This window comes from Maritimibacter harenae (assembly GCF_009882975.1).
Classification (GTDB): Bacteria; Pseudomonadota; Alphaproteobacteria; order Rhodobacterales; family Rhodobacteraceae; genus Maritimibacter; species Maritimibacter harenae.
The window spans coordinates 494,803-520,086 of record NZ_WTUX01000019.1 but is presented as its reverse complement, the minus strand read 5'-3'; the positions used below and the strand labels follow the sequence as shown (position 1 = coordinate 520,086).

Sequence of the window (25,284 nt, the reverse complement as noted above, 5' to 3'; positions counted from 1 at the left end):
GCCGGATCAAACCGGCCCCTCGTGCGACATTTTGCCCGGAATCGGTCCGGCGGCATTGATCCGGCGCCGTTTTCCCGTTGGTTTACATGCACGAAGGCGAAGATTTGATCGCGCTGAGCGTTGCCCTGTGCAACTTGTCGCAGTAAACACATCGCAATTTCGCGGGGACGACTCCCCCGCGGCTATGGACAGCTAAGGGAGACCTCAATGGCGGACGCAGCCATCCAGGGCCATGACCACGAAGATACCCGCGGGTTCTTCACGCGGTGGTTCATGTCGACGAACCACAAGGATATCGGCATCCTCTACCTGATCACGTCGGCCATCGTCGGCCTGATCTCGGTCAGCTTCACGGTGCTGATGCGCCTTGAACTCATGGACCCGGGCGTCCAGCACATGTGTCTCGAGGGCTTCCGCCTGTTCGCCGACGCAAATGCGGAATGTACGCCCAACGGCCATTTCTGGAACGTCATGATCACCTATCACGGTGTGCTGATGATGTTCTTCGTCGTGATCCCGGCCCTGTTCGGCGGTTTCGGCAACTACTTCATGCCGCTGCAGATCGGCGCGCCGGACATGGCGTTCCCGCGCATGAACAACCTGTCGTTCTGGCTCTACGTCACCGGCACCGCGCTGGGCGTGGCCTCGCTGCTTTCACCGGGCGGCAACGGCCAGCTGGGCTCCGGCGTGGGCTGGGTTCTCTACCCGCCGTTGTCGACGACCGAGGGTGGCTATTCCATGGACCTCGCGATCTTCGCGGTGCACGTCTCGGGCGCCTCGTCGATCCTCGGCGCGATCAACATGATCACCACCTTCCTGAACATGCGTGCCCCGGGCATGACGCTCTTCAAGGTGCCGCTGTTCGCCTGGTCGATCTTCGTGACCGCGTGGCTCATCCTGCTGGCCCTGCCGGTGCTCGCCGGCGCGATCACCATGCTGCTGATGGACCGCAATTTCGGGACGACCTTCTTCGACCCGGCCGGCGGCGGTGACCCGATCCTCTACCAGCACATCCTGTGGTTCTTCGGCCACCCGGAAGTGTACATCGTGATCCTGCCCGGCTTCGGCCTCGTCAGCCACGTCTTCGCGACCTTCGCCAAGAAACCGATCTTCGGCTACCTTCCGATGGTCTGGGCCCTGATCGCCATCGGCGTCATCGGCTTCGTCGTCTGGGCGCACCACATGTACACGGTCGGCATGTCCCTGCAGCAGCAGTCCTACTTCATGCTCGCCACCATGGTCATCGCGGTGCCCACCGGCATCAAGATCTTCTCGTGGATCGCGACGATGTGGGGCGGCTCGGTCGAGTTCAAGACGCCGATGCTCTTCGGCATCGGCTTCCTGATCCTGTTCACCATCGGCGGCGTGACCGGCGTGGTCCTGTCGCAGGCGGGCGTCGACCGCGTCTACCACGACACCTACTACGTCGTGGCGCACTTCCACTACACCATGTCGATGGGCGCAGCCTTCACCATCTTCGCCGGGATCTACTACTGGATCGGCAAGATGTCTGGCCGCCAGTACCCGGAATGGGCCGGCAAGCTGCACTTCTGGCTCTTCTTCATCGGCGTGAACCTGACGTTCTTCCCGCAGCACTTCCTGGGCCGTCAGGGCATGCCGCGCCGCTACATCGACTACCCGGAGGCCTTCGCCTACTGGAACAAGATCTCGTCCTGGGGCGCGTTCATCTCCTTCGCTTCGTTCGTGCTGTTCTTCGGCATCATGATCTACACCCTGCTCGCGGGGCGCCGGGTCACCGAGAAGAACTACTGGAACGAATACGCGGACACCCTGGAGTGGACCCTGCCCACCCCGCCGCCGGAGCACACTTTCGAGCAGCTCCCGAAGCGCGAAGACTGGGACAAGTCGCACGCCCACTAAGGCCCGCGACCTGAGACAAACGAACGGCCCGGGTGGAAACGCCCGGGCCTTTTCAATGGAGGCTCCCCAGTGGTCCTGACCTGGCCCTATCTTCTCGCCGCCCTGCTGCCGCCGCTGGCCGTTCACCTCATGGGCCGCCGCGCGAGCCTGGTGATCGCGGCCGGCGCGCTGTCGATCGGCGCGCTGACGTTGGCACACCGGATCCTCGCCGACGACCTCGTGACCGGGGGCGCGGAGGGCGCCCCGGTGTCCGTCCCCTACGAAACCCTCGCGGTGTTCGCCCTGCTCCTCGGCACCTTCGTGGCGCTGGCCGTGGCGGCCGTCGCGCAGGCGATCAAGGAACGGCGGGGCGCGCCCGCCCGCACCCTGACGCTCTCGGGCTTCTGGCTCGCCCATACCGGCCTCATCGCCAGCCTGACGGGTGCCACCTTCGCCGCCGGCCCCCCGCGCGACACGCTCGCCACCCTTGGCGACACGGTCGCCCTCGCGGGCTGGCTGGTGCTCCTCTTCGCCATCGCCCTGCGCCCGGCCCTGCGCGCCGCCGGGCGGCTGCTCGGGAGACGCTGATGCCCTACGAATGGGACACTCCGATCACCCGGGCCCCTGCGCCGGATGCGCCGGGCCACGACGCGGGGGGCGCCCCCATCGCGGTGCTTCACCTCTGGCCCTACCGGAGCCTGCCCAAGCGTGGCTTCGCCTTCGCCATCGGGTTCGCCTACCTGATGCTGATGATCCCGGTGGCGGGCTTCGTGGGCACCGCCGCGATGTGGTGGCTGTTCTTCCCCGGCCTGATCGCCATCGTCGGCCTGTGGTGGTTCCTCGGCAAAAGCTACCGCGACGGCGAGATCCTCGAAGAACTCACGATCTGGCCCGACCACGTCCGCCTGACCCGGACAGGCCCGAAGCGCAGCCACGCCGAATGGGAGGCGAACCCGCACTGGGTCACCGTCCAGCGCCACCCCACGGGCGGCCCGGTGAAGGACTACATCACGCTGAAGGGTGGCGCCCGGGAGGTCGAAATCGGCGCCTTCCTGCACGAGGACGAGCGCCCCGCCCTCTTCGACGAGCTCACCCGCGCCTTCACGCTGGCGAAATCACGCCGGATGCCCTGACCCCTTCTCCGGTCCGGAAATATCCCGGGGGAGCGCGAGGGGGCAGCGCCCCCTCGTCCGGGCGTGGACCTGCCGAAGGCAGGACCGCGCCACATCCCGCGCGCGCGTCAGCGCGCACCGTTCGAAAAGACAGCGGAAAAACGCCGGGCCTCAGCCCAGCCGTGCTTTCACCTTCGGGCCCACCGTGCCGAAATCCATCCGGCCGGTGTATTTGGTCTTCAGCGCGCCCATGACCTTGCCCATGTCCCGGATCGAGTTCGCCCCCACGTCGGAGACGGCGTCGTCGATCGCCTTGTCGACCTCGGCTTCGGACATCTGGCGGGGCAGGAACTCCTCGATCACCTTGATCTCGCCGCGCTCGCGCTCGGCCAGTTCCAGCCGCCCGCCCTCTTCGTAGGCGCGCGCCGATTCCTGTCGCTGCTTCACCATCTTGCCCAGAATGGCCAGGATATCGTCGGAGGTGAGCTCCCCCGCCTCGTCGCTTTCACCGCGCAGCGCGATCTCACGGTCCTTGATGGCCGCATTGATCAGTCGAAGCGTCGACAGACGCTCCGTGTCCTTTTCCCGCATGGCGGTCTTCAGCGCCTCGCTCAGCCGCTTTCGCATCTGGTGGAATCCTTCCCAAGCCCCGTCACGAAACCCGGAAAATACACCCGTCCAAAGCCGGAAACAAGCGTTGGCGACCCCTTGACGCTTCGCGGGCGCGCCCGTAATGACCACCCGATCCGACGCGGGAGCCGACCATGCCGACCAAGACCAAACCGACCGCCTGCCTTGCCCTGGCAGACGGCACCGTTTTCTACGGCACAGGGTTCGGGGCGAGTGGCATCACCACGGCCGAACTGTGCTTCAACACCGCCATGACGGGCTACCAGGAAATCATGACCGACCCGTCCTACGCGGGCCAGGTGGTGACCTTCACCTTCCCGCATATCGGCAACGTGGGCGTGAACCCGGAAGACGACGAAACGCAGGACCCGGTCGCCGACGGCATGGTCGTGAAATGGGACCCGACGGAGCCCTCGAACTGGCGCGCGGCCGAACCGCTCTGGACCTGGCTCGAGAAGCGCGGGCGGATCGGGATCGGCGGCGTGGACACCCGGCGCCTGACCCGCGCGATCCGACAGCAGGGCGCGCCGCACGTGGCGCTGGCCCATGACCCCGAGGGCAACTTCGACCTGGAGGCCTTGGTCGCCAAGGCACGCGAATTCCCCGGCCTCGTGGGGCTCGACCTCGCCAAGAAGGTCACCTGCGCCCAGAGCTACCGCTGGGACGAAATGCGGTGGGCCTGGCCCGACGGCTACCCCCGGCTCGAGAAGCCGGTCCACAAGGTCGTGGCGATCGATTACGGCGCGAAGCGCAATATCCTGCGCTGCCTGGCTTCGGCCGGCTGCGACGTGACAGTTCTGCCCGCCACGGCCACGGTGGACGAAGTCATGGCCCATTCGCCAGACGGGCTCTTCCTGTCGAACGGTCCGGGCGACCCGGCGGCCACCGGCGAATACGCGGTGCCGATGATCCAGTCGATCCTGAAGGACACCGATATCCCGGTCTTCGGAATCTGCCTTGGTCACCAGATGCTGGCCCGCGCGCTCGGGGCACAGACCGTGAAGATGAACCACGGCCACCACGGCGCGAACCACCCGGTCAAGGACAAGACCACCGGCAAGGTCGAGATCACCTCGATGAACCACGGCTTCACGGTGGACAGCCAGACCCTGCCGGCAGGCGTCAAGGAAACCCACGTGTCGCTCTTCGACGGATCGAACTGCGGCATCGCGATGGACGACCGGCCGGTCTTCTCGGTGCAGTACCACCCCGAGGCCTCGCCGGGCCCGATGGACAGCTACTACCTGTTCGAGCGCTTCGCCGACGCGATGGCGGCGCGCAAGCCGGCCTGATCCTTTCCGTGGACGGGCGGGTTTAACGGTCCGTTAACGAAATGCGCGCACCCTGTCCCGACGGACAGGGGAGCCGGATGGCACATGGGCCTTACAGACAGGTTGAAAGGCAGGCGCTCGCGGAGGCCCCCGCGCGGGAGCCGCCGCCGTGGCACCTTGTCCCCCGGCCGCGCCCGCGCCTCGCGATCGACAATCCCCCGCCGCCTGTCCCCGCCTCCCGCGACCTCGGCGACATCCTCGTCGCCGGGGGCCTGCTGCGGCAGGACGAACTCGACGATGCGCGGCGCAGCTGCCGCGGCAGCGTGCTGCGGCTGGGCGACGTGCTCCTGTCACGCGGGCTGGTCGGGCGCGGCGCCTTCTTCCGCGCGCTGGCCCGCGCCCATCGCACGGAGCTTGTCGACCTGGTCAAGGCGCCCCCGGACGTCCGCCTGATCGACGAAATCGGTCTGCCCCCCTGCCTCGAGGCCATGTGCGTGCCGTGGAAGCGCGTGGGCGACACGCTGATCCTGGCCTGCGCCTTTCCCGACCGGTTCCCCCGCCTGCGTCACGCGTTCGACGAACACGGCGCCGAGGTGCGCATGGTGGTCGCGCGCGACGACCAGATCCGCACGATCCTCTCGTCCCAACGAAACGAGGCGATGGTCGAACGCGCCGAAACCCGCGTGCCGGGCGACCTGGCGTGCCGCACCTGGCGCACGGGCGCCGCATGGCGCGTCTGGGCCCTGCTGGCCGCGCTCATTGCCGCCCTCCTTGCCCTGTCGCCGGTCACGGCCTGGGCGCTCCTCACCGGCTGGGCGGTCCTGACGCTGCTCGCCACCAGCGGGGTGAAGCTCGCCGCCGTCCTGACGCGCCCCCGCGCCCGCCACGGCCCGCGCGCGGCCCTCCCACGCGCCGCGCCGCACGATCCGCGCCGAAGCCCCGTGGTAACGATCCTCGTCCCCCTCTTCCGGGAACGCGAGATCGCCGGACGACTCGTCAAGCGGCTGGAGCGGCTGACCTACCCGCGCGAACGGCTCGATATCTGCCTCGTCGTCGAAGAGGACGACACCCTGACGCAGGGCACGCTGGCCGGCGCCCGGCTGCCCCCGTGGATGCGCCAGGTCACCGTCCCGCGCGGGAGCGTGCGCACCAAGCCGCGCGCCCTGAACTACGCGCTGGATTTCGCGCGCGGCACGATCATCGGCATCTACGACGCCGAGGATGCGCCGGACCCCGACCAGATCGACCGAATCGCGGCCCGTTTCGCAGAGGCGGGACCGAATGTCGCCTGCCTGCAGGGCACGCTCGACTACTACAACGCGCGCACCAACTGGCTCAGCCGCTGCTTCACGATCGAATACGCGACGTGGTTTCGCATCGTGCTGCCCGGGCTTGCCCGCATGGGCTTTGCCGTGCCCCTGGGTGGCACCACGCTGTTCCTGCGCCGCGCCGCGCTCGAGGCGATGGGGGGCTGGGACGCACACAACGTGACCGAGGACGCCGACCTGGGCATCCGGCTTGCACGGGAGGGGTTTAGCACCGAGTTGATCGACACGGTCACCGGGGAAGAGGCCAATTGCCGGGCGTGGCCTTGGATCAAGCAGCGCTCACGCTGGATCAAGGGCTACGCGATGACCTACGGCGTCCACATGCGCGACCCCGTGCGGCTGTGGCGCGAACTGGGGGCGCGGAAGTTCCTTGGCTTCCAGCTCGTGTTCCTGGGCACGCTGTCGCATCTGCTGCTCGCCCCGGTGCTCTGGAGCTACTGGGGTGTCGCCTTCGGCCTGCCCCACCCGCTGGCCCCGGTGATCCCCGGCTGGGCCGCCTGGACGATGCTCGTCGCCTTTCTCGGGGCCGAGGCGATCAATCTTGCCTGCGGGCTGATCGCGGTGTCGGGCAAGGAGCACAGGTTCCTGCGCATCTGGGTGCCCACGCTGCACCTCTACACGCCCCTCGCCTCGCTCGCCGCGCTCAAGGGGTTGGCCGAGATCCTTCGCAATCCGTATTTCTGGGACAAGACGCAGCACGGCCATGACGACCACGCGGAGGCCGGGCCACGGCCCGACCCGGGGGTCACGGCGCCTTCGAATCCAGCGTGAGCCGCGTCTCGAACGCCTTGGAGATGTGGGTGCGCAACGCGTCGTCGGCCGCATCCGCATCGCGCGCCTCGATCGCGCGCACGATCGCGTCGTGCTCTTCGATCGCCACTTCCGAGCGCCCCTCGGCCGCCAGCGACGTGGTAGCCAGAAGCGCCATCGTCCGATGCACGAGGTCGAGCTGCTGCAGCAGGTAGCGGTTGTGCGACGCCAGGTGGATCTGCCGGTGGAAGCGCCTGTTGGCGCGCGCCAGCGCGGCGGGGTCGTCGATCAGGCCGCGATCCTCTTCGATCATCGCACGCAACACCTTCTGCTCCTCGGGTGCGGCGTGCTGGGCGGCCAGCCGCGCGGCCAGCCCCTCGAGCTCGGCGCGCACCGAGTAGAGTTCGGCCAGCTGGTTGTGATCGAGCGATGCCACGATGAGCGAACGGCCATCGCGGTTGAGAAGCCGCTGCGTTTCAAGCCGCTGGAGCGCCTCGCGGATGGGCGTGCGCGACACGCCGAAACGCTCGGCCAGCTCGCTTTCGACCATCCGGTCGCCGGGCTTGTAGGTCCCGGCATCGATCGCCTCGAGGATCAGCTCGTAGGCATCCTTGGGTCCGGTCTTGGTCTCGGTCACGCAACGCTCCCCCGTTTCCATCCGGTGACTATGCCCAAGCAGCGCTCACAATCAAGCAACCCGGTCATTTCGGGGTCGAAGGCGACCTTGTGCCGCAGTAACAAGGGGACATGGTAGCTGATCGTTTCTCTCACGTGACCGACTGGGTCTTCGACCTGGACAACACGCTCTATCCGCCCTCCGCGCGGCTTTTCGACCAGATCGAGGTCCGCATGACCGACTGGGTGATGCGCACGCTCGGCGTCGACCGGGCCGAGGCCGACCGCCTGCGCGCGAAATACTGGAAAAGCCACGGCACGACGCTGGCGGGGCTGATCGAGGTGCACGGCATCGACCCGGACGGCTACATGCACGAGGTGCACGACATCTCGTTCGACCCGCTGGATCCCGACCCGGTGCTGGCCGGGCATATCGGCGCCCTGCCAGGGCGGCGCATCGTCTATACCAACGGCTCCGAATCCTACGCCCGCAAGGTCCTGACCGCGCGCGGGCTCGACGGGCTGTTCGACGCGGTCTACGGGGTCGAGCACGCGGGCTACCAGCCCAAACCCCGGCGCGCGGCCTTCGATGCGGTCTTTGCCATCGACGGGCTGGACCCCACCACGTCGGCGATGTTCGAGGACGATCCCCGCAACCTCGCCGTTCCCCACACGCTGGGGATGCGCACGGTGCACGTGGCGCCCGAGCCGCACGTGGCCGACCACATCCACCACCACACCGACGATCTCAGCGCCTTTCTGTCGCAGCTCGGCGGCTTGGCCCGGGCCGACAAGGCGCCTACATCGTGACCATGACACGGCACGAGGCGGATATCTTCATCTCCGGTGGCGGGATCGCCGGACAGGTGGCGGCGGCCGTTCTGGCCGCGCGCGGCTATTCCGTGGTCCTGGCCGACCCGGTGCCCCCGGCGACGGGGGCCGACCGCGCGGGCGCCGACCTGCGTTCGACCGCCTTCCTCCAGCCCGCCCGCGACCTCTTCGTCTCCTGCGGCCTGTGGGAACGGCTCGCGCCGCTGGCCACGCCGCTCGACCGGCTACAGGTCATCGACACGACCGGCTGGCCGCCCGTGGAAGGCGAGCGCCGGGTATTCGAAGCCGCCGACATGTCGGACGAGCCGTTCGGCTGGAACCTGATGAACTGGGTCGTGCGCCGCGAGCTGTGGGATTACCTCCAGGCCGCGCCACGCGTCACCGCGCTCTACGGCACGGGCTTCAAGTCGCTGGTCAACCGCACCACGGAAACCATCGTCACGCTCACCGACGGCTCGAGCGTGCGCGCCAAGCTCGCCATCGCCGCGGACGGGAAGCTCTCGCCCCTGCGCGAAGCGGCGGGCATCGGCGTTACCACCACCCGCTACGGCCAGAAATCGTTGGCCTTCACGGTCACGCACGAGCTGCCGCACGACAACATCTCGACCGAGATCTACAACGAGGGCGGGCCGTTCACCATCGTGCCGCTGGCCGATCTGGACGGGCGCCCGGCCTCGGCCATCGTGTGGATGAACAAGGGGCCGCGCTCGGTCGAACTGATGGAGATGGAGGTCGAGGCGTTCGAGCAGGTGATGTTCGAACGCTCCACCGGGCTCCTGGGCTGGATGCAGCTCGAAGGAAACCGCTCGATCTGGCCGATCATCACCCAGACCGCCGACCGGCTCGTCGAGGGCCGGGTCGCCGTGGTGGCCGAGGCCGCCCACGCCCTGCCCCCGATCGGCGCGCAGGGGCTCAACACCTCGCTCAACGACATCGCGGCCCTCGTGGCGGCGCTGGAGGCGCACCCGGCGGACCCCGGCGAACCCCATGTGCTTGCCAACTACGAACACGCCCGCAAGGCCGACATCCGGGCGCGCGCCCGGGTGATCGACCTTTTCAACCGCGTCGCGGGATCGGGCGAAGCGCAGGTGCAGGCGCTGCGGCAGATGGGCCTACGCGCCGTGCATGATATCGCGCCCGTGCGCCGCGGCGTGATGCGCGCGGGGCTCGGCCCCGCCTGACGGCGCCGGCCTGTGTCAGTGTGCCACGCTGACCCCGGCGCCCGAACATCTAGATCAGGTCCCGAACACACGGATCGGAAAGGATTGATTCATGGCCAGCAACCAGGACACCGCACAGGAACGCAAGGAAACCCTCTGGGGCTTCATCATCGCCCTCGCGATCATCGTCGTGCTTGGCGGCGCCTACGCGATTTTCGGGCTGCCCGGGGCGGCAATGGTGATGGTCATTGCCACCCCGATCCTCGTCGCGATGCTCGTGCTCCTGTCGATCGGCAAGTAGCCCGCCGGGCTCAGGTGACCGCGTCGAGCGCGGTCTCCAGCCGGGCGACCGAGGCGTCGACGTCGTAGAGCTTGTCGAGTCCGAAGAGGCCCAGGCGGAAGCTCTTGTAGTCGTCGCCCTCGCCCACCATCAGCGGCACGCCGGCAGCGATCTGGACGCCCTGCGACAGGAACGCCTTGCCGGTCTGGAACTCGGGGTTGTCGGTGTAGACCACCACGACGCCCGGCGCCTCGAACCCGGGCGCGGCCACGGATTTGAAGCCGCGCTCCGCCAGCAGCGCGCGCACCCGCCGCCCCTGCTCCCACTGGGCTTCCTTCAACCGCTCGAACCCGTAATCGCGGGTCTCGAACAGCGCGTCGCGGAAGGCGCGCAGAGCATCCGTGGGCATGGTCGCGTGATAGGCGTGGCCGCCGTTCGTATAGGCCTCCATGATCGCGATCCACTTGCCCAGGTCGATGGCGAAGCTGGTCGAGGTGGTGGCCTTGGCGGCCGCGAGCGCGGTCTCGTTCATCATCACGAGCCCGGCCGAAGGCTGCGCCGACCACCCTTTCTGCGGGGCCGAGATCAGAACGTCGACGCCCAGCGCCCGCATGTCGGCCCAGATGGTCCCCGACGCGATACAGTCGAGCACGAACAGTCCGCCGTGGGCATGAACGGCCTCGGTCACCGCCTTGATGTAGTCGTCGGGCAGGATGATGCCCGCCGAGGTTTCCACGTGCGGGGCGAAGACCACGTCGGGCTTTTCCTCGGCGATCTTGGCCACGACCTCGTCGATGGGACAGGGCGCGAAGGGCGCCTGCGGGTCGTTGCCGGTGCGCCGGGCCATCATCACGGTCTCCTCGGCCGGGATGCTGCCCATTTCGAAGATCTGCGACCAGCGGTAGGAGAAGAAACCGTTGCGGATCACCATGACGCGCTTGCCGGTGGCGAACTGGCGCGCCACGGCTTCCATGCCGTAAGTGCCGCCGCCGGGGACGACCGCGACCGCGTCGGCCTGGTAGACGTCGCACAGCCCCTCGGAGATGTCGCGCATGACCTGCTGGAAGGCGGCCGACATGTGGTTGAGCGAGCGGTCGGTGAACACCACCGAGAATTCGAGAAGGCCATCGGGATCGATATCGTTGCGCAGCGCCATGTTCTTTTTCCTCAGCGACAATAGGACCCGGAGCGATAGCGCGCCGTGTCCAGGTGGAAGTGGTTCTTGTGAAAGCGGTCGGAATTGGGGCCCAGGACAGTGCCGAACGGTCCGCAGGCCCCGCGCCACATCGCCTGCATCACCTTGCCGTGCTGCGGGTGGCGCCAATGGTCGAGCACCGAGAGCTCGACCCCGTTCTTCAGGATGATGCCGGCGACGTCGACCGCGCGGCCCCGGCCGTGTTCCGAGATCTTGGCCCCGCGCTGGTTGTTGCGGGTGCGGCAGGCATAATGCGCGATCACGTGGACCTCGCCGACGCCGCCGCCGAGGCGGCCGACGCTGGGGATCACCGTGTCGCTCACCCAAGTGTTGAGCGCCTTCGCGGTGGGGCAATCGATGGTCGGGTACTGCGACAGCGGTATGCCGGAGACCGACGTGACCTTGACCGGGTTTTCGACGCCACAGCCGCGGATGCGCCCGGGGATCGACTGGAGTGGCACGCCCTTGATCGCGGGCACGCCGCAGATCGACCCGGCCCGCGTCACCCGCTGCGCCTCGCGCGACGGCGCGGCCATGCCGGTGCGCTGGACGGTGCTGCGCCGCACCAGGTTGTCGGGACGCTCTCGCGGGACCAGCGACCTGGCGACCGCCAGCCGCGTGCGCGACGACGATTGCGCGGCGCTCATCTGCACCACCTCGGTGCCCGCGCCGGGGCGCGGTTCGGGGCGGACGATGTCCGCGATGAGTGCGTCGATCGCGTCGCCCGGGCGGTCCGGCGGGATCGGGGAACGGGTCGGCGCTTCGGCCACCAGCGCGGTGGTGAAGAGCGTGGCCATGAGCGCCGCCGATATCCCGGCGCGCGCCCTCACTCCGGCTTCACCCGTCCGAAGTCCGGGGCGTCGGTGTCCTGACCGGCCTCGATGATGCCGCGCCGGATGGCCCGCGTATGTGTGAAATAGTCAAACAACTGCTCGCCGTCCCCGGTCCGGATGGCCCGCTGAAGTGCGAAAAGTTCTTCCGTGAAGCGCCCGAGGATCTCCAGCGTCGCATCCTTGTTGGTCAGGAACACGTCACGCCACATGGTCGGGTCCGAGGCCGCGATCCGGGTGAAATCACGAAAGCCCGCGGCGGAATACTTGATGACCTCGCTGTCGGTCACTCGGCGCAGGTCGTCGGCCACGCCCACCATCGTGTAGGCGATGAGGTGCGGGGTGTGGCTGGTCACGGCGAGGACGAGGTCATGGTGATCGGCATCCATTTCGTCCGTATGCGCGCCCAGCCCCTGCCACATCGCCTCGAGCCGGGCGACGGCGTCGCGGTCGGACCCTTCTACCGGCACGATCAGGCACCAGCGGTTGTCGAAGAGCGTCGCGAAGCCCGAACGCGGCCCGGAATGCTCGGTCCCGGCCAGCGGGTGGGCGGGGATGAAATGCACCCCTTCGGGGATATGCGGACCCACCGCGTCGATCACCGCGCGCTTGACCGAGCCCACGTCGGTCACGGTCGCGCCGGGTTTGAGGTGCGGGGCGATCTCCTCGGCCACCGCCGCCATCGCGCCCACCGGCACGGCGAGCACCACGAGGTCGGCATCGACCACCGCCTCGGCCGCCGTATCGACCACCCGGTCCACCAACCCGATCTCGCGCGCGATGTCCCGTGTCTCGGCCGAACGGGCCGTACCCACGATTTCACCGGCAAGCCGCCCCCGCCGCATGGCGAGCGACATGGACCCGGCGATGAGCCCCAGCCCGATCAGGGCGACGCGGTCGTAGATCGGCGCTTCAGCCGGCATCGGACACGCTTCCCTTGAACTGCCCGATCAGGTGCGCCACCCGGCGGCAGGACGGCTCGTCCCCCACGGTGATGCGCAGGCAGTGCGGCAGCTTGTAGCCCCCCACCTGCCGCACGATGATCCCGTTGGCCTTGAGGTAGTTGTCGACTGCAGTCGCCTCTTTCTCGTCCGTGAAGCGCGCCAGCACGAAGTTGGCGCAGGAGGTGTCGGACGGCACGCCGTGCTCGGCCAGCGCTTCGGCCATCCAGGCGCGCAGGCGGGCGTTTTCCGACCTGCAGCGGTCCACGTGCGCCCGGTCGCGCACGGCGGCCTCGGCGACGGCGAGCTGGGTCGAGGACAGGTTGAAGGGCCCGCGGATGCGGTTGAGCACGTCGATGACCTCTTTCTGGGCATAGCCCCAGCCGATCCGGAGCCCGCCCAGCCCGTAGATCTTCGAGAAGGTCCGGGTCATGATCACGTTCGGGTGCCGCTCGACCAGCGAGGCGCCACCGTCGAACCCGTCGACGTATTCGGCATAGGCCCCGTCGAGCACTAGCACCACGTGACCCGGCAATTCGCGCGCTAGACGCGACAGTTCCTTCTGGCCCACCATCGTGCCCGTCGGGTTGGCGGGGTTCGCGATGAAGACGACCTTTGTCTTGCCCGTCACCGCCTTCAGGATCTCGTCCACGTCGACGACGCGTTCGCGCTCCGGCACTTCGACCGGCTTCGCCCCGGCCGCGCTGGCCGAGATCTTGTACATCGAAAAACCGTGCTCGGTGTAGATCACCTCGTCGCGCGGGCCGGCATAGGCCTGGCAGATGAAGGTGATGATCTCGTCCGAACCGACACCGCAGATGATCCGCTCGGGGTCGAGCCCGTGAACCTCGCCGATCGCGGTGCGCAGGCTCTCGTGATCGGTGTTCGGGTAACGGTGCAGGTTGTGACCGGCGCGTTGATACGCCTCCATCGCTTTCTCGGAGGGACCCAGCGGGTTCTCGTTCGAGCTCAGCTTCACCACGTTGTCGACGCCCTCCACCTTGGAGGCGCCACCCTGGTAAAGTTCGATGTCCATGATGCCGGGCTGCGGCTTGGGCGACTTGGTCATATTCATCCCCGGAATTTGCCCGCCCGTCATAACGTTGACCGATCTTCAGGGCCAGAACAAACCACCCGTGCACCGCGGGGCCCGCCAAGCGTGGCCCCGCAGCAATGGTCCGGGCGTCAGGCGGTCTTCACCTCGGGCGCGCCGGTGGACATGTTGGTCCCGAGATAGGGCAGGCCCGCGTTTTTCCAGGCCGCAAAACCGCCGTCGAGATGCGCGATCTTGTCGAACTTCTTGGCAAGGCAGATCTCGGCCGCCTTGCGCGAGCGCATGCCGGAGCCGCAGTAGAGCACGACATGCTTGCCCAGCCCGGCCGGCAGGGCCTTGGACGAGATGTGGCTCATCGGCGCGAGCAGCGCGTCCTCGATACTCTCGAACATGTATTCCTGCGGGGTGCGCACATCGATCAGCACGATCTTCTCGTCCCGAAGCCCCTGCGCCACCTCTTCCGGTGTCCAGGTCTCGAGCGTCTTTCCGTTCACGTCTTCGGTCTTCATGGTGTTCTCCGATCCGGCCCGCGGGCCATGGGTTTCGTTACCCCCCGAGCTAGTCAGCCCGACTGCAGGTGAAAAGACCCAATCAAAAATTTGAATATAAAGAAGACACCAGCGCAACGAAAACGGGCCGCACCTTTCGGCGCGGCCCGTGATGTTCGATCTGTATCGGCCCGAACTTAGTTCTGGGCGTAGAATTCGATGACGAGGTTCGGTTCCATGTGGACCGGGTACGGCACGTCCGAGAGACCCGGGGTGCGCACGAAGGTGGCCTTCATCTTGGAATGGTCGACATCGAGGTAGTCCGGAACGTCACGCTCCGGCAGTTGCGAGGCTTCCAGAACCATCGCCATCTGCTTGGACTTCTCGCGGACCTCGATCACGTCGCCTTCCTTCACGCGGTAGGACGGGATGTTCACGCGCTTGCCGTTCACCAGCACATGGGCGTGGTTCACGAACTGGCGGGCGGCGAAGATGGTCGGCACGAACTTGGCGCGGTAGACGACGGCGTCCAGGCGACGCTCGAGCAGGCCGATGAGGATCTCACCGGTGTCGCCCTTGCGGCGCTCGGCCTCGGCGAAGATGCGGCGGAACTGCTTTTCGGTCAGGTCGCCGTAGTAGCCCTTGAGCTTCTGCTTGGCGCGCAGCTGGAGGCCGAAGTCGGACATCTTGCCCTTGCGGCGCTGGCCGTGCTGGCCGGGGCCGTATTCGCGGCGGTTGACCGGGGACTTCGGGCGGCCCCAGATGTTTTCGCCCATGCGGCGGTCGATCTTGTACTTGGCAGACGTGCGTTTGGTCACGGCTGATCTCCTTTATTGTGGCTCCGCGACCGACCCGAGAACCGGTCCCCACTTTGCGGGTCGCGGACGCGGGCGTCGCTCGACCGTGGGGCTTCGATTGCCGGACCCGCCTTGGGGCCGTGTGTAAAGGGCGTTGTCCTCTCCCCGGACTGCCCCTCGCGGACCAGCGACCCGGGTTGACAGGCTTCCCCTTGCGGGGGCCACCAACACCAATGAAACCGGCCCCACGCGGGGGCCAGATGGCGGGCTTATAGCGTCCGCGCGGCGGGAGTCAACGCCCCTTGCAGGATTGGCGCATCACCGCTTGCCGCGCGCCCCGCGCCCCCGTATGATTCCGGTGACGAAAATGGAGCGTTGATGACCTGGTAAGGCCGGGGGCCGATGGCCCTCCCCGCAGACCGACACGACCAGCCCGCACCGCGGGGCAATGTCGGCCGCGCCGCCTGAACTTCCCTTCCAGAGAGACATATCCATGACACGGGACTATTCCCAACTCTTCCCCGGCTCCACGCCCACCACGCCCCCGAACCCGCTGCGCGCGCTCGGATGGCAGAGTTTCTTCGCAAGCCAGCTCGACGCCGACGAGATGACCGAAACGCCCCCGGTCCGGGTGACCGAGGTGCACCGTTCCGGCCTGCGCGCGCGGGGCGCGGCGGGCGACGTGCAACTGCCTCCGGATGCCGACGTGACCGTGGGCGACTGGCTCCTCTACGACGCCGAGACGCCGGGCCGGTCGCGGCGCCTCGAGCGCAAGAGCCTGATCCAGCGGCGCGCCCCGGGGCGCGAGACCCGGATGCAGCTGATCGCGGCCAACCTCGACACGGTGTTCATCACCACGTCCTGCAATGCGGATTTCAACGTCGCCCGGCTGGAACGCTACGTGGCGCTCGCCTTCGAGGCGGACGTCACGCCGGTGATCGTGCTGACCAAGGCCGACCTCGAGGATCCCGCGCCCTACGTCGAACAGGCCGAGGCGATCTCGGCCCGCGTGCCCGTCATCGCGCTCGACGCACGTGCGGACGACGTGCAGGCCGCGCTCGCCCCCTGGGCCAAGCCGGGACAGACGGTGGGTTTCCTGGGCTCGTCGGGCGTGGGCAAGACCACGCTCACCAACGCGCTGGCGGGGACCGAGGCCGCGACGCAGGACATCCGCGAAGATGATGCCAAGGGCCGGCACACGACCCGCCACCGCGAGCTCTACATCACTGGCACAGGCCCGGTCGTGCTGGACACGCCGGGCATGCGTGAATTGCAGCTGGCGGACGTCTCGGCCGGTCTGTCCACGCTCTTCGCGGACATCGAGGAGCTCGCCACCACCTGCAAGTTCCGCGATTGCGCGCATGAAACGGAACCGGGCTGCGCCGTGCGCGCGGCCATCGAAGCGGGCGATCTCGATCCCGAACGGTTGATGCGCTGGCGCAAGCTGGCCGCCGAGGAGGAGCTGAACGCGGCCACGGTCCATGAAAAGCGCGACAAGGCGCGCGCGACCGCGAAGATGTACCGGCGCGTGCAATCGGAGAAGAAGAACCGCCGCTAGGGCACTCGATCGGCTTTTTCGATGGACCTGCGCCACGGCGATGGTAAGGACCGACCATGCTCGGAAAGCTCGAAATGTTCATCGCCCTGTCCAACGAACGCCACTTCGGGCGGGCGGCGGAAAGCCTGGGCATCACGCAGCCGACACTGTCCGCGGGGATCAAGCAGCTCGAGGCCGAGCTGGGCGTCAAGCTCGTGCAGCGCGGATCACGCTTCGGGGGCTTGACGCCGGAGGGTGCGCGCACGCTGGAATGGGCGCGCCAGATCGTGGGCGACGCGCGGCGGCTGCGCGAGGAGATGCGGTTTTCGCGCGAAGGGTTGTCGGGCCACCTGCGGCTGGCCGTGATCCCCACCGCGCTAACCTGGGCCTCGCGCCTCGCCGCCCGCTTCTCGGCCGCCCACCCCAACGTGACCTTCACCATCCTGTCGCGCGCCTCGACCGAGATCCTCGACATGCTCGACAACCTCGAGACGGACGTGGGGCTGAGCTACCTCGACAACGAACCCCTGGGCCGCGTGACGACGCAGGAGCTCTACCGCGAGACCTACGCGCTGGTCTGCGCGCCGGACGATCCGGCGGCGGCGAAGGAAACGCTGCAATGGGCCGACCTGGAGGGACAATCGCTGTGCCTGCTGACGCCGGACATGCAGAACCGGCGCATCATCAACCGCGCCTTCATGGACGCGGGCCTCACCCCCGAGGCGCGGATGGAGTCGAATTCCACCGTCGTGCTGGTCACTCACGTGGAACAGGGCGGATGGTCCACGATTCTGCCCACCGACATGGCCAGGTCGCTGGCCAAGGGGCGGGATCTTGCCGTCGTACCCATCGCGCGCGACCTGCCGGGCCCTTCGGTGGGCCTTGTCGCGCCGTACCAGGAGCCGCAAACCCCCGTTTTGCAAGCTCTTTTGGATGAAGCGCGCGAGCTTGCCAATTGATAGATAATTTCTATCAAGCAACGAAACCGCGATATTGAAACACCTAGTGACACATGCGATCTTCCGTCAACTTCGGAGGACCCATGCAAGCCAGCACGCCAGCAGCCGCGCCCGATGAGGCCGCGATCCGTGAGGTGATCGACGCCCACACCCATCTCGAAGGCCCGCTTCTGCCCATCCTGCACGGGATGATGGAAGCGTTCGGCCACGTTCCGGAGACGGCCGTGCAGCCGATCGCCGACGCGCTCAACATCGGGCGCGCCGAGGTGCACGGTGTCATCAGCTTTTACCACGACTTCCGCACCCTCCCCGCCGGCCGGCACATCGTTAAGATCTGCCGGGCCGAGGCCTGCCAGGCGCTGGGGGCGAACGGGCTGGCCGACACGGTGCTGACCAGACTGGGCACCTCCTGGCACGGCACCACGCCCAACGGCGCGGTGACCATCGAGCCGGTCTATTGCCTCGGCCTCTGCGCCAACGGCCCGGCCGCGATGGTGGACGACAAGGTCGTCGCGGGGCTGGACGAAGCGAAGCTGGAACGCGTGATTTCGGAGGCGGGCGCATGAAGATCTACCTGTCGCAGGACGCGGTCGCACGGGCGCTCGGCGCCGACGATGTGGCGGCCGAGATCGCCAAGCACGACGTGGAGCTGATCCGCGTCGGGTCGCGCGGCATGACATGGCTGGAACCGCTGGCCGAGGTCGAGATCGACGGCATGCGCCATGCCTTCGGCCCGGTGTCGGTGGAGGACGTCGCCGCACTTGTCGACGGCACGCTCGAGGGCCACGGCCCGACCGAGGAGATCCCGTTCTTCGCCAACCAGACCCGCCTCACCTTCCAACGCTGCGGCGTAATCGACCCGCTCGATCTCGACGCCTACCGCGCCCACGGGGGCCTTTCCGGGCTCGAGCGCGCGCTGGACATGGAAGGCCTGGGCATCGTCGAGGAAGCCAAGGCCTCCGGCCTGCGTGGCCGGGGCGGCGCTGGCTTTCCCACCGGCGTGAAGTGGGAAACCGTGGCCAAGGCCGAGGCGGACCAGAAATACATCGTCTGCAACGCCGACGAAGGCGACAGTGCCACTTTCGCCGACCGCATGATCATGGAAGGCGACCCGTTCTCGCTCATCGAAGGCATGATCATCGCGGGCGTGGGCGTGGGTGCGACCAAGGGCTACGTCTACCTGCGCTCGGAATACCCCGACGCGATCCGCGTGATGAACGCGGCGGTGAAGATCGGCCGCGAGGCGGGCCTGCTGGGTCACAGCGTGCTGGGCCGCGGTCCGGCCTTCGACATGGAGATCCGTGTCGGTGCGGGCGCCTATGTCTGCGGCGAGGAAACCTCGCTCCTGAACTCCCTCGAAGGCAAGCGTGGCGTGGTGCGCGCCAAGCCCCCTCTGCCGGCGCTCGAGGGGTTCCTGGGCAAGCCGACGGTCGTGAACAACGTCATATCGCTCGCCACCATTCCGGTGATCTTCGAGAAGGGCGCGGAATACTACGCCGATTTCGGACTGGGCCGCTCGAAGGGCACGATCCCGCTCCAGATCGCGGGCAACGTGAAACACGGTGGGCTCTACGAGGTCGCCTTCGGCCTGCCCTTGGGTGAAATCGTCAACGACATCGCCGGCGGCACCCGTTCGGGGCGCCCGGTCAAGGCGGTGCAGGTGGGCGGGCCGCTCGGGGCCTACATGCCGGTGTCGGCCTTCGACACACCCTTCGGCTACGAGGAGTTCGATGGCGCCGGGGGCCTGATCGGCCACGCGGGCCTCACGGTGTTCGACGACACCGCCGACATGCTGGGCATGGCGCGTTTCGCGATGGAGTTCTGCGCGGTCGAGAGTTGCGGCAAATGCACCCCTTGCCGGATCGGCGCGGTGCGCGGGGTCGAGACCATCGACCGCATCGCGCAAGGCGATGACGCGGCGAAGGACCTGCTCGCCGACCTCTGCGAGACGATGACCGACGGATCGCTCTGCGCGCTCGGAGGCTTCACCCCCTACCCGGTCATGTCCGCCCTCACCCATTTCCCGGACGATTTCGCCACCGCGAAGGAGGCAGCCGAATGAAAGATTTCATCATCCCCTGGAACGACCCCGACATGGGCACGCCCGCCAAGACCGGCGCGCCCGTCACGCTGACCATCGACGGCGCCGCCGTGACCGTGCCCGAGGGCACCTCCGTCATGCGCGCCGCTTACGAGGCCGGGATCGCCGTGCCGAAGCTCTGCGCGACCGACAGCGTCGAGGCCTTCGGGTCCTGCCGGCTCTGCGTGGTCGAGATCGAGGGGCGGCGCGGCACGCCCGCCTCCTGCACGACGCCGGTGAGCGAGGGCATGGTGGTGCACACCCAGTCCTCCAAGGTTCAGAAGATCCGCAAGGGGGTGATGGAGCTCTACATCTCCGACCACCCGCTCGACTGCCTGACCTGTTCGGCCAACGGCGATTGCGAATTGCAGGACATGGCGGGCGCCGTGGGCCTGCGCGACGTGCGCTACACGCCGGGCGAGAACCACTACGACCCCACCGGGACCGGCGCGCTGTCGGCGGCCGACGCCAAGGGGCGCGAGGGACCGGGGAACTTCCGCTACATCCCGAAGGACGAGTCGAACCCCTACTTCACCTACGACCCGTCGAAATGCATCGTGTGCTCGCGCTGTGTGCGCGCCTGCGAAGAGGTGCAGGGCACCTTCGCGCTGACCATCGAGGGGCGCGGGTTCGAAAGCCGCGTCTCCGCCGGTGGCGCGGTGGACGATTTCCTGTCGTCGGACTGCGTGTCCTGCGGCGCCTGCGTCCAGGCCTGCCCGACCGCGACCTTGCAGGAAAAGAGCGTGGCCGAGCTCGGCACGCCGACGCGCAGCGTCGTGACCACCTGCGCCTATTGCGGCGTGGGCTGTTCCTTCAAGGCCGAGATGAACGGCGACCAGCTTGTCCGCATGGTGCCCTACAAGAACGGCAAGGCGAACCGCGGCCACAGCTGCGTGAAGGGCCGCTTCGCCTACGGCTACGCCAGCCACCAGGACCGCATCACGAGCCCGATGATCCGCGAGAGCATCGACGAGCCGTGGCGTGAAGTCTCCTGGGACGAAGCGCTGAACTTCGCCGCGGGCCGGCTGAAGGGCATCCAGGAGAAATACGGGCGCAAGTCCGTGGGCGTCATCACGTCGAGCCGCTGCACGAACGAGGAGACCTTCCTCGTCCAGAAGCTCGCCCGTGGCGTCTTCATGAACAACAACACCGACACCTGCGCACGCGTGTGCCATTCGCCCACCGGCTATGGCCTGGGCCAGACCTTCGGCACGTCGGCGGGCACGCAGGACTTCGATTCCGTCGAGCACACGGACGTGGTGATCGTGATCGGGGCGAACCCGACCGACGGGCACCCGGTGTTTGCCTCGCGCCTCAAGAAGCGTCTGCGCGCCGGTGCGAAACTTATCGTCATCGACCCGCGCCGCATCGATCTCGTGAAATCCGCGCATGTCGAAGCGGCCCATCACCTGCCCCTGCGCCCCGGCACCAACGTGGCCGTGGTCACGGCGCTGGCGCATGTGATCGTGTCCGAAGGGTTGATGGACGAGGACTTCATCCGCGAGCGCTGCGACTGGAACGAGTTCCTCGAATACGCGGAATTCGTGAAGCAGGAGCGTCATTCGCCCGAAGCCACGGAAATGCTGACCGGCGTGCCCGCCGAAACGCTGCGGGAAGCGGCGCGCACCTTCGCGCGCGGCGGCAACGGCGCGATCTATTATGGCTTGGGCGTGACCGAGCACAGCCAGGGCTCGACCACGGTCATGGGCATCGCGAACCTCGCCATGCTGACCGGCAACATCGGGCGCCCCGGCGTGGGCGTGAACCCGCTGCGCGGTCAGAACAACGTGCAGGGGTCGTGCGACATGGGCTCGTTCCCGCACGAGCTGCCGGGCTATCGCCACGTGAAGCTGCCCGAGGTGCGCGAGACGTTCGAGGCCGCCTGGGGCGTGACCATCGACCCGGAACCGGGCCTGCGCATCCCCAACATGCTCGATGCCGCCGTGGATGGCACCTTCAAGGGCCTCTACTGCCAGGGCGAGGACATCCTGCAATCGGACCCGGACACCAAGCACGTGGCCGCGGGCCTTGCCGCGATGGAATGCGTGATCGTTCACGACCTTTTCCTGAACGAGACCGCGAACTACGCCCACGTCTTCCTGCCCGGTTCGTCCTTCCTCGAGAAGGACGGCACCTTCACCAACGCCGAGCGTCGCATCAACATGGTGCGCCGCGTGATGGCACCGAAGGCGGGCTACGCCGACTGGGAAGTCACCCAGCTCCTGGCCCAGGCGATGGGCGCGGACTGGAACTACACCCACCCGCGCGAGATCATGGCCGAGATCGCGGCGACCACGCCGTCCTTCGCCGGCGTGACCTATGAGCGGATCAACGAGCTGGGGTCGATCCAGTGGCCGTGCAACGACAGCGCGCCGGAAGGTACGCCGCTCATGCACGTGGACGAGTTCAAGCGCGGCAAAGGCCGGTTCATGATCACGGAATACGTGGCGACGGACGAGAAGACCGGCCCGCGTTTCCCGCTTCTTCTGACCACGGGCCGGATTCTCAGCCAGTACAACGTGGGCGCGCAGACGCGGCGCACGGCGAACTCGACCTGGCACGAGCAGGACCTGCTCGAGATCCATCCGCACGACGCCGAGGTGCGGGGCGTGAACGAGGGCGACTTCGTCAAGCTCGCCTCGCGCTCGGGTGAGACGACGCTGCGCGCGACGATCACGGACCGGGTGAGCCCGGGCGTGGTCTACACGACCTTCCACCACCCGGACACGCAGGCCAACGTGATCACCACCGACTTCTCGGACTGGGCCACGAACTGCCCAGAATACAAGGTGACGGCCGTGCAGGTCAGCCCGTCGAACGGGCCGACCGACTGGCAGGAGCGCTATTCCGAGCAGGCGGCGCAGTCGCGGCGGATCCTTCCGGCGGCGGAATGACGGACGCGGCGAAATCGCGCCCCGGGCAGGCCATGTCCCACACCGGGACACGGTCGGTGACGCGCACGCTGCCGGAGGAAACGCCGGTGGCGATGACCTTCGACGGCACGACGCTCGCCGTGATGATGGCCTCGCCGGCCGATCTCGAGGATTTCGCGGTGGGCTTCGCGCTCACCGAACGCGTGATCGAGCGCCCCGAGGATATCGAGGAGCTGGAGATCCTGCATTTCGACGCGGGCATCGAAGCGCGGATGCTTCTGCGCGACGACCGCTCCGAACAGTTGCGCAGCCGCCAGCGTGCCCTGATGGGCCCGGTCGGCTGCGGGCTCTGCGGCATCGACTCGCTTGAGGGCGCACTGCCCCGCCTGCCGGCCGTGTCCGCCGACCCGACGTTCAGCCGCGACGAGGTCGCCACTGCGACCGACACGTTGCGCGAACACCAACCGCTCCATGATCTCACGCGCGCCGTCCACGCGGCCGGCTTCCTCCTCCCCGGCCGCGGCATCGTCATGGCGCGCGAGGACGTGGGCCGGCACAACGCGCTCGACAAGCTGATCGGGGCGCTGGCGCGGGCCGGGATCGACCCGGCCGAGGGCGCGATGGTGCTCACCTCCCGCGTGTCGGTCGAGATGGTGCAGAAGACCGCGCAGGCCGGATCGGCCGTCATCGTCGCGGCCTCGGCCCCCACCACCCATGCCCTGCGTCTCGCCGACGAAGCGCAGATCACCCTCGCCGCCTTCGTGCGCGGCGAAAGCTTCGACCTTTATTCCCATCCGCACCGGATCAAGACGGGAGCCACCGATGTCGCCTGAAAAGATGGTCACAATGGCCAACCAGATCGCCACGTTCTTCGAGACGCAGCCGGGCGAGGATCAGCTCGGCCGTTTCGCCGACCATATCAACGACTTCTGGGAACCCCGGATGCGGCGCCAACTGCTAGACTACATCGCGGCCGGCGGCGAGGGGCTGAAGCCGATGGTGACGGATGCGGCCGACCGCATCGCTGAGCCCGCGGAGTAGGACTTGCAGCGCCCCGCCCTGCACGCTTGAGTGGCGTGAGGACAGGGGGGCGAGGCATGGCGGAGAGATTTCACCCGGACCTGAAACGGGCGCGGCGGATGTCGCGGCAGGCGGTGTCGCCGGCCACCCTGCGCCCCTACCGCGCACTTCTGTCGCTGGGCGGCGCGCTGACGGGGCGCGGCGTCGAGAAGGCGGACGGCCCTACCGGGCAACCGATCTGGGTCTATCGCCCGACCGTGGATGGACCGCACCCGGCGCTTCTGTGGATCCATGGCGGCGGGCTCGTCTTCGGCCATCCGCTTACAGAGCGCCGGTTCGCAACCGACGTCCGCGACGAGCTGGGCGCGCTGGTCGCCTGCCCCACCTACCGTTTCGCGCCCGAGCACCCGTATCCGGCAGCCCTCGACGACGCGTATGCCGCTCTCACCTGGCTGGCGGAGCAGCCCGGCGTAGATCCCGATCGCATCGCCGTCGGCGGGGACAGCGCCGGGGGCGGCCTCGCCGCCGCGCTGGCGATCCGCGCGCGTGACCGGGGCGGGCCGAAGATCGCCTTCCAGCTCCTGCACGAACCGATGCTGGACGAGGCCACCCGGCACGCACCGCCGCCGGCCCCGGACACGCTGCGCCTGTGGTCGCACGGGATCAACCGTTGGGCCTGGGACGGCTACCTGAGTGGCGTTGAGGGCGACGTGCCCGCCACGGCCTCGCCCGCCCGGCTCACCGACGCGTCGGGCCTGCCGCCCGCGTGGATCGGCGTGGGCACCCGTGACCTGTTTCATGGAGAAGCCACCGCCTATGCCGCCCGCCTTCGCGACGCCGGCATCGCGACCGAGCTTCACGAGGTCGATGGCGCGTATCACGGCTTCGTCCAGACCGAGGGCTCCGCCCCCGTGGCCCGCGATTACGTGGCCCGGATGAAGGCCGCGCTTGAACGCGCATGGCACGTGACCTGACGCGTTGATCACGTGCGGTGACAGCTTCGTTATTCCCCTGATCAGCTTCCGAAGACCCCGCGTAATCGTGGGCATTAGGACGACAGACAGGAGGAAATACCCAATGAAGAAGATCATGATGACCGCCGCCGCCGCCGTTCTGGCCGCCGGCACCGCCACCGCCGACACGATCGCCGAGATCGCCGCCGGCAACGAAGACTTCTCGACCCTCGTCACCGCGCTCGACGCGGCCGGCCTGGTCGAGACCGTGAGCGGCGAAGGGCCGTTCACCGTGTTCGCCCCGACCAACGACGCCTTCGCCGCGCTCCCCGAGGGCACGGTCGAAAGCCTGCTCGAGCCGGACATGAAGGACGACCTGACCAACATCCTGCTTTACCACGTGGTGCCGGGTGCCGTGATGTCGGGCGACCTCTCGATGGGCACGACCGCCGTGGAAACCGCCGCGGGCCCGACGCTCTGCGTGATGGCCGGCGACGACGGCGTGAGCCTGATGGACGGCGCGGGCAACACCGCGATGGTCGTCACCGCCGACATCGAGGCGGACAACGGCGTGATCCACGTGATCGACACCGTGGTCATGCCGGGTGAATCCGGCGCCTCGTGCTGAACCTGAGCGGGCAGTGACACTTTTTTCGCGATAGCGGGGAACCATATCCCACCCTCGCGCGTAGAGTAGGTGTCCCATGACTGTCCCAGCCG

The 25,284-nt window shown here is 67.9% G+C and carries 25 protein-coding genes; 17 read left to right on the top strand and 8 right to left on the bottom strand.

Going from position 1 to position 25,284, the window contains the following annotated elements; genetic code table 11:
- Positions 1–207: 207 nt before the first annotated feature.
- From GQE99_RS17210 to GQE99_RS17200, 3 genes are all read left to right on the top strand, one after another.
- Positions 208–1,881, top strand: coding sequence for a cytochrome c oxidase subunit I (locus GQE99_RS17210; RefSeq protein WP_161352866.1), 1,674 nt, complete (start codon positions 208–210; stop codon positions 1,879–1,881).
- Between the two features lie 69 nt (positions 1,882–1,950).
- Complete coding sequence (locus GQE99_RS17205) at positions 1,951–2,448, top strand: hypothetical protein (protein WP_161352865.1); 498 nt, start codon at positions 1,951–1,953, stop codon at positions 2,446–2,448.
- Entirely contained in the window at positions 2,448–2,993 is a 546-nt protein-coding gene (locus GQE99_RS17200; protein WP_161352864.1) for a DUF2244 domain-containing protein, read from the top strand. The genes GQE99_RS17205 and GQE99_RS17200 overlap by 1 nt, the downstream gene beginning before the upstream one ends.
- Positions 2,994–3,143: 150 nt before the next feature.
- On the opposite strand, the gene GQE99_RS17195 is transcribed toward GQE99_RS17200, so the two are convergent.
- A complete protein-coding gene (locus GQE99_RS17195) occupies positions 3,144–3,599 on the bottom strand; it encodes a GatB/YqeY domain-containing protein (RefSeq protein WP_161352863.1) in 456 nt (151 codons plus the stop codon).
- 137 nt (positions 3,600–3,736) lie between these two features.
- Here GQE99_RS17195 and carA point away from each other — a divergent pair, with 137 nt between their 5' ends.
- Both carA and GQE99_RS17185 read left to right on the top strand, forming a co-directional pair.
- Positions 3,737–4,894, top strand: coding sequence for a glutamine-hydrolyzing carbamoyl-phosphate synthase small subunit (gene carA / locus GQE99_RS17190; protein ID WP_161352862.1), 1,158 nt, complete (start codon positions 3,737–3,739; stop codon positions 4,892–4,894).
- A gap of 77 nt (positions 4,895–4,971) precedes the next feature.
- The gene (locus GQE99_RS17185; protein ID WP_235917267.1) at positions 4,972–6,972 is read left to right on the top strand and encodes a glycosyltransferase family 2 protein; all 2,001 of its coding nucleotides are present in this window, start codon (positions 4,972–4,974) and stop codon (positions 6,970–6,972) included.
- On the opposite strand, the gene GQE99_RS17180 is transcribed toward GQE99_RS17185, so the two are convergent.
- Positions 6,947–7,588, bottom strand: coding sequence for a GntR family transcriptional regulator (locus GQE99_RS17180; RefSeq protein ID WP_161352860.1), 642 nt, complete (start codon positions 7,586–7,588; stop codon positions 6,947–6,949). The genes GQE99_RS17185 and GQE99_RS17180 overlap by 26 nt on opposite strands.
- 110 nt (positions 7,589–7,698) lie before the next feature.
- Between GQE99_RS17180 and GQE99_RS17175 the strand changes: the two genes are divergently transcribed.
- From GQE99_RS17175 to GQE99_RS17165, 3 genes are all read left to right on the top strand, one after another.
- Positions 7,699–8,376 carry a pyrimidine 5'-nucleotidase gene (locus tag GQE99_RS17175; protein WP_161352859.1) on the top strand — a complete coding sequence of 226 codons (678 nt, stop codon included), beginning with the start codon at positions 7,699–7,701 and terminating at the stop codon, positions 8,374–8,376.
- A 2-nt stretch (positions 8,377–8,378) separates the two neighbouring features.
- On the top strand, positions 8,379–9,578 hold the full coding sequence (locus GQE99_RS17170; RefSeq protein WP_161352858.1) for an FAD-dependent monooxygenase: 1,200 nt from the start codon (positions 8,379–8,381) through the stop codon (positions 9,576–9,578).
- 91 nt (positions 9,579–9,669) lie between these two features.
- Entirely contained in the window at positions 9,670–9,858 is a 189-nt protein-coding gene (locus GQE99_RS17165; RefSeq protein WP_161352857.1) for a hypothetical protein, read from the top strand.
- Between the two features lie 10 nt (positions 9,859–9,868).
- Here GQE99_RS17165 and GQE99_RS17160 read toward each other — a convergent pair whose 3' ends face one another.
- The 6 genes from GQE99_RS17160 to rpsD all read right to left on the bottom strand — a co-directional run bounded on the left by GQE99_RS17160 (position 9,869) and on the right by rpsD (position 15,163).
- A complete protein-coding gene (locus GQE99_RS17160) occupies positions 9,869–10,993 on the bottom strand; it encodes an aminotransferase class V-fold PLP-dependent enzyme (protein WP_161352856.1) in 1,125 nt (374 codons plus the stop codon).
- A gap of 11 nt (positions 10,994–11,004) precedes the next feature.
- Positions 11,005–11,829, bottom strand: a complete 825-nt coding sequence (locus GQE99_RS17155) for an extensin-like domain-containing protein (RefSeq protein WP_161352855.1) — start codon at positions 11,827–11,829, stop codon at positions 11,005–11,007.
- A 29-nt stretch (positions 11,830–11,858) separates the two neighbouring features.
- Complete coding sequence (locus GQE99_RS17150) at positions 11,859–12,785, bottom strand: prephenate/arogenate dehydrogenase family protein (protein ID WP_161352854.1); 927 nt, start codon at positions 12,783–12,785, stop codon at positions 11,859–11,861.
- Positions 12,775–13,872, bottom strand: a complete 1,098-nt coding sequence (gene hisC / locus GQE99_RS17145) for a histidinol-phosphate transaminase (protein ID WP_161352853.1) — start codon at positions 13,870–13,872, stop codon at positions 12,775–12,777. Before hisC ends, GQE99_RS17150 begins: the two co-directional genes overlap by 11 nt.
- Positions 13,873–13,988: 116 nt before the next feature.
- Positions 13,989–14,366: a rhodanese-like domain-containing protein gene (locus tag GQE99_RS17140; protein ID WP_161352852.1), complete on the bottom strand. Its 378-nt coding sequence runs from the start codon at positions 14,364–14,366 to the stop codon at positions 13,989–13,991.
- Positions 14,367–14,542: 176 nt separating this feature from the next.
- Positions 14,543–15,163: a 30S ribosomal protein S4 gene (rpsD, locus tag GQE99_RS17135; protein WP_161352851.1), complete on the bottom strand. Its 621-nt coding sequence runs from the start codon at positions 15,161–15,163 to the stop codon at positions 14,543–14,545.
- Positions 15,164–15,635: 472 nt separating this feature from the next.
- Here rpsD and rsgA point away from each other — a divergent pair, with 472 nt between their 5' ends.
- From rsgA to GQE99_RS17090, 9 genes are all read left to right on the top strand, one after another.
- The gene (gene rsgA, locus GQE99_RS17130) at positions 15,636–16,700 is read left to right on the top strand and encodes a ribosome small subunit-dependent GTPase A (RefSeq protein WP_161352850.1); all 1,065 of its coding nucleotides are present in this window, start codon (positions 15,636–15,638) and stop codon (positions 16,698–16,700) included.
- A gap of 56 nt (positions 16,701–16,756) precedes the next feature.
- Positions 16,757–17,638 (top strand): LysR family transcriptional regulator, encoded by an 882-nt coding sequence (locus GQE99_RS17125; RefSeq protein ID WP_161352849.1) that lies wholly within the window; start codon positions 16,757–16,759, stop codon positions 17,636–17,638.
- 83 nt (positions 17,639–17,721) lie between these two features.
- Entirely contained in the window at positions 17,722–18,204 is a 483-nt protein-coding gene (locus tag GQE99_RS17120; protein WP_161352848.1) for a formate dehydrogenase subunit gamma, read from the top strand.
- Positions 18,201–19,700, top strand: coding sequence for an NADH-ubiquinone oxidoreductase-F iron-sulfur binding region domain-containing protein (locus GQE99_RS17115; protein WP_161352847.1), 1,500 nt, complete (start codon positions 18,201–18,203; stop codon positions 19,698–19,700). Before GQE99_RS17120 ends, GQE99_RS17115 begins: the two co-directional genes overlap by 4 nt.
- Complete coding sequence (gene fdhF / locus GQE99_RS17110; protein ID WP_161352846.1) at positions 19,697–22,612, top strand: formate dehydrogenase subunit alpha; 2,916 nt, start codon at positions 19,697–19,699, stop codon at positions 22,610–22,612. Before GQE99_RS17115 ends, fdhF begins: the two co-directional genes overlap by 4 nt.
- On the top strand, positions 22,609–23,424 hold the full coding sequence (fdhD, locus tag GQE99_RS17105) for a formate dehydrogenase accessory sulfurtransferase FdhD (RefSeq protein WP_161352845.1): 816 nt from the start codon (positions 22,609–22,611) through the stop codon (positions 23,422–23,424). The genes fdhF and fdhD overlap by 4 nt, the downstream gene beginning before the upstream one ends.
- Positions 23,414–23,632, top strand: a complete 219-nt coding sequence (locus tag GQE99_RS17100; protein WP_161352844.1) for a formate dehydrogenase subunit delta — start codon at positions 23,414–23,416, stop codon at positions 23,630–23,632. Before fdhD ends, GQE99_RS17100 begins: the two co-directional genes overlap by 11 nt.
- 56 nt (positions 23,633–23,688) lie before the next feature.
- Positions 23,689–24,585: an alpha/beta hydrolase fold domain-containing protein gene (locus GQE99_RS17095; protein WP_161352843.1), complete on the top strand. Its 897-nt coding sequence runs from the start codon at positions 23,689–23,691 to the stop codon at positions 24,583–24,585.
- Between the two features lie 103 nt (positions 24,586–24,688).
- Positions 24,689–25,192 (top strand): fasciclin domain-containing protein, encoded by a 504-nt coding sequence (locus tag GQE99_RS17090; RefSeq protein WP_161352842.1) that lies wholly within the window; start codon positions 24,689–24,691, stop codon positions 25,190–25,192.
- The last annotated feature ends 92 nt before the right edge of the window (positions 25,193–25,284 follow it).